This is a genomic window from Sphingobium sp. (assembly GCF_035511395.1).
Taxonomy (GTDB): domain Bacteria; phylum Pseudomonadota; class Alphaproteobacteria; order Sphingomonadales; family Sphingomonadaceae; genus Sphingobium.
Genome location: NZ_DATKFP010000282.1, coordinates 1 through 4,659, shown reverse-complemented (window position 1 = coordinate 4,659; position 4,659 = coordinate 1). Strand labels below are relative to the sequence as shown.

4 protein-coding genes are annotated in these 4,659 nt (G+C 62.3%); all 4 read left to right on the top strand.

Annotation, left to right across the window (positions count from 1 at the left end; all coding sequences use genetic code 11):
* Positions 1–1,824, top strand: a 1,824-nt coding sequence (locus tag VMR39_RS20090) for an AAA family ATPase (protein WP_414712562.1), incomplete at its 5' end; no start/stop codon positions are given.
* A gap of 9 nt (positions 1,825–1,833) precedes the next feature.
* Positions 1,834–2,538, top strand: a complete 705-nt coding sequence (locus tag VMR39_RS20085; RefSeq protein WP_325418372.1) for a DUF6118 family protein — start codon at positions 1,834–1,836, stop codon at positions 2,536–2,538.
* Between the two features lie 229 nt (positions 2,539–2,767).
* Positions 2,768–3,004, top strand: a complete 237-nt coding sequence (locus tag VMR39_RS30535; RefSeq protein WP_414712561.1) for a DNA cytosine methyltransferase — start codon at positions 2,768–2,770, stop codon at positions 3,002–3,004.
* A gap of 87 nt (positions 3,005–3,091) precedes the next feature.
* Positions 3,092–4,612 carry an IS21 family transposase gene (istA, locus tag VMR39_RS20080; RefSeq protein WP_325418370.1) on the top strand — a complete coding sequence of 507 codons (1,521 nt, stop codon included), beginning with the start codon at positions 3,092–3,094 and terminating at the stop codon, positions 4,610–4,612.
* The last annotated feature ends 47 nt before the right edge of the window (positions 4,613–4,659 follow it).

Sequence of the window (4,659 nt, the reverse complement as noted above, 5' to 3'; positions counted from 1 at the left end):
CGCGGCATGGTCCTCTCGCCTGAGCAGCGCGGCGCGCTCGAACACGTGACCGACGCACGCGGGATCAGCAGTGTCATCGGCTATGCCGGCACCGGCAAGAGCGCGATGCTCGGCGTGGCGCGTGAGACATGGGAAGCGGCGGGCTACGAGGTGCGCGGCGCGGCCTTGTCCGGCATCGCCGCCAAGAACCTCGAGACCGGCTCGGGGATTGCCTCGCGTACGATCGCCAGCTTCGAACACCAATGGGGCCAAGGCCGCGAATTGCTGACTGACAAGTCCGTTCTCGTCATTGACGAGGCGGGTATGATCGGCACGCGGCAGATGGAGCGCGTGATGCGCGAGGCGGAAAAGCGCGGGGCCAAGGTGGTGCTGGTCGGCGATCCCGAGCAGCTGCAGGCAATCGAGGCGGGGGCGTCGTTCCGCTCGATTGCCGAGCGCCACGGCGCGGTCGAGATTACCTCGATCCGTCGGCAGTCCGTGGACTGGCAGCGCGATGCGACGCGCCAGCTCGCCACCGGCCGGACAGGCGAGGCGCTCTCGGCCTACGAACAGGCCGGACACGTCCATGCCGCCGAAACGCGCGAGCAGGCGCGCACAGCCCTCATCGAGCGCTGGGACAGGGAACGGCAGGCCCGGCCCGATGCCAGCCGCATCATCCTCACTCACACCAATGACGAAGTGCGCGAACTCAACGATGCGGCCCGGACCCGCCTGCGGACAGCGCAGATGCTGGGGCAGGATGTGGGGCTGGTGGTCGAGCGCGGCGAGCGCAGCTTTGCGTCCGGCGACCGTGTGATGTTCCTGAAGAACGAGCGCGGCCTGGCAGTGAAGAACGGCACGCTTGGGACGGTCGAGCAGGTCAGCAGGACTGCCTTGCGCGTGCGGACGGACGACGGGCGCTCGGTCGCCTTCGACATCAAGGATTATGCCCATGTCGATCACGGTTACGCGGCGACGATCCACAAGGCGCAAGGCATGACAGTGGACAATGTCCATGTGCTGGCAACGCCGGGGCTCGATCGCCACGCCTCGTATGTCGCGCTTTCGCGGCACCGGGACAGTGTCGACCTTCACTATGGCCAGGATGACTTTGCCGATCGCGGTCGGCTCGTCCGCGCGCTCAGCCGCGAACGCGGCAAGGACATGGTGTCGGATTACGCACGTGAGCCTGCACCTGTGCCGAAGCCTGAAATCACACCGACGCCGGAGCGCGAACCACAGGCTCGGCGCGATCCTTTCGCAGGGCTACGATTGAAGGTGCAGCCGGAGCCAACGCCTCGTCAGGCCAGCCCTCGCGATGTTGCCGTCGCGCGCTACGCCCGCGCTGTGCGCGACATCGAGCGCATGCAGGGTCAGGGGCTCACTCCGATCGTCAGCCAGAGGCAGGCCGTCGAACGGGCCAGCCGCGACCTCGATGCCCAGCGCCCGAATGGCGCGGAGGATGCCTATGCGGCGATGCGCAGGGACCCGTCGCTGATGGACGAGGCTGTAAAAGGGAAAAGCGTTCGCGCCATCCAGGCTATGCAGATGGAAAGTGAGATCCGTGTCGCGGCGGATCAGCGCGCCGACCGCTTCGTTGAGGAATGGCAGACCCGCACCCGCCAGTTCTTGCGGCTGCAGAAGATGGGCGATCATCTTGGTGCCGATCGCGCGGCGGAGCGAATCGACTATCTGTCAAAGAGCTTCCATCGCGACCCGGAACTGGAATCCCGGCTTCGCATGAGGTCTCATGAGCTGGGCTTCAAGCCCCGGGAGGGGAGCAGCTTGTCTCGCGACATCCAGGAATGGATCGGCCGCTCGCGCTCGCGTGGCCTTGAGCGATAGGCTTCGTGCATGACTGAACTCAATTCACCAGCCGAGCTGGATGCCACCGAGGCGTTCGAGGCGATGAACCGCCGCCTTGCCGGACTGTCAGCAGCCATCGACGGTTTTGCCATGCGTTTCGATGATCTGCGGGAGCGCGACTACAGTGAGGATCTGGCTCAGATCGACGAACGCATCGAACGGCTGGCAGAAGGGATCAAAATCCTCAGCCGCCGCCCGGCGATGGCTTTGACACCGGAAAGGATCGCGGGCCAGATCGACGAGGCAGCAAACATTGCGCGGAAGGCTGAGCAGGCGGCGTGGGGGCAAGCGCGGCAGCAACTCAACCTTGAGGCGAGCTCAATCCGGGAAGTCGTCTATTCCGCGCGGGAAGCCGCAAAGCAGGATCGATGGCTCATGGTTTGCATGGGAATAGGCATCGTGGTTGGCGCGATGCTGATGTTCGTGGTGCCTCGCGCCGCGCTGGACGTCGCTCCCAAAAGCTGGCTGTGGCGGGAAAGGACCGCCGTTGAGGCGATGAATCGAGATGGTTGGACTGCCGGTGAGCAGTTGATGCAGGTTTATGATCCGAAGCGATGGGAAGGCGTGGCGCTATTTCTGCGCCTGTCAGAAAGGGAGCGCGCCAAGTTCTCGTATTGCATCCAACGAGCGTATGATAATGCGAAAGGCACCACTTGCCGCATCCGCTCGGATGTCCCCGCGAAGAGCAAATGATTGTTCGTCCATGGATGCATTTGGCACCGCCCTTCCGATCCAGCCTATAGACTCGCACGCTTGCCCAAGTCGCACTTTGATTTCTAACTACCGAAGCTCGACGACCAAGTGCGCCGCAGGGTTGTCGTACAGGCCGAGATCGGCGATCTTGCATGGTCGGCCGTCGTGCTGTGGAAATGTGAATGGAGGGATCGCGCTTTGCTACAATCGCGCATAAGGTCATTCCTCGATGATGCGCTCGATTGAACTCTTCGCGGGAGCCGGTGGGCTGGGAATAGGGCTTCACCAGGCTGGATTTCGGCCAGTGAGTGTAATTGAGCTCAACGCCTATTGCTGTGATACCATACGCGAAAACCAAGAGCGCGGGATCACGACTGTCGAGAACTGGCCGGTGGCTCATTGCGATGTGCGGACCGTTGATTTCAATCAGTTCGAGGGATGTGTGTTGATTGCCACTGAGAAGTGACCCGGGGGGCGTATAAATTACCATTGAGAATTGACCCATGTTTCCCTCGCCTCCGGCTGCCAGTCGGAGGGTCGTGGAGTGATCGACATGGACTTACTCAGTGTGATCCGCCGATGGCATTTCCGGCAGAAGATCCCCATTCGGGAGATCAAGCGCCGGACCGGCCTATCTCGCAACACCATCCGTAAATATCTGCGTTCTGATGCGGTTGAGCTCAGCTTCAGGGTTCCGGTCCGGCCGAGCAAACTCGACCCTTTTGCCGAGAAGCTGACGGCTTGGCTGCGGGCGGAATTCAAGAAATCCCGCAAACAGAAGCGGACTGCCAAGCAGTTGTACGTCGATCTGGTGAAGCTGGGTTACGATGGCTCTTATAACCGGGTGGCCGCCTTTGCCCGGCGGTGGCGGACCGAGCTTCAATATGAACAGCAGACCAGCGGGCGTGGGACATTCGTACCTCTGGTCTTTCAGCCTGGCGAGGCGTTCCAGTTCGACTGGAGCGAGGATTACGCCGTGCTGGGCGGCAAGCCCACGAAGCTGCAGGTCGCCCATACCAAGCTGGCACATAGCCGCGCCTTTATCGTGCGAGCCTATCTGCTTCAGACCCATGAGATGCTGTTCGACGCGCTGACGCAGGCATTCCGGGTGCTGGGCGGCGTGCCCCAGCGCGGGATCTTCGACAATATGAGGACCGCTGTCGACAAGATCGGGACCGGGAAGGCAAGGCAGGTCAACGCGAGGTTTGCCGCCATGGCCAGCCATTATCTGTTCGAGACCGATTTCTGCAATCCGGCTTCAGGCTGGGAGAAGGGACAGGTTGAGAAGAACGTTCAGGACGCTCGGCGCCGGTTGTGGCAACCGATGCCCAGCTTCCGCGATCTCGCTGAGTTGAACGCCTGGCTGGAAGAACAGTGCATCGCCCAATGGGGCGAGATCCAGCATGGTGTCATGCCCGGCACCGTGGCTGATGTGCATACCGAGGAAGTTTCCTGCCTGATGCCGCTGGGCCGGCCCTTCGATGGCTTTGTCGAGCAGATCAAGCGCGTATCGCCAACCTGCCTCATCGCCTTCGACCGCAACCGCTATTCCGTGCCTGCTTCCTTCGCGAACCGGCCGGTCAGCCTGCGGGTCTACCCGGATCGTCTGGTCATCGCGGCCGAAGGCCAGATCGTGTGTGAACATGCCCGGCTCATCGACCGCTCCCATCACAAGCCGGGACGAACAATCTATGACTGGCGGCATTATCTGGCGGTGATCCAGCGCAAGCCCGGTGCCTTGCGCAATGGCGCTCCCTTTCTCGAGATGCCCGAAGCCTTCCGGCAATTGCAAAGTCATCTGCTCAAGCGCTCAGGCGGCGACAGGGAGATGGTCGAGATCCTGTCGCTCGTTCTGCATCACGACGAGCAGGCTGTGTTGAGCGCGGTCGAGTTGGCTTTGGAAGCCGGTGTCGCCACCAAGACCCACGTTCTCAACGTGTTGCATCGCCTTATCGACGGCAAGGCGCCTCCAGCAGCGCCGATCGATGCGCCTCAGGCCCTGCGCCTGATGCAGGAGCCAGAGGCCAATGTCGTTCGCTATGACATGCTCAGGGAGATCCGCCATGCGTCATGACCCCGCCAGCGCCGCGGTCATCGTCATGCTGCGCAGCCTCAAGATGT

Coding starts and splice junctions, on each gene's coding strand:
- VMR39_RS20085 (WP_325418372.1), top strand. CDS start 1,834: ATGACTGAACTCAATTCACCAGCCGAGCTGGATGCCACCGAGGCGTTC.
- istA (WP_325418370.1), top strand. CDS start 3,092: ATGGACTTACTCAGTGTGATCCGCCGATGGCATTTCCGGCAGAAGATC.
- VMR39_RS30535 (WP_414712561.1), top strand. CDS start 2,768: ATGATGCGCTCGATTGAACTCTTCGCGGGAGCCGGTGGGCTGGGAATA.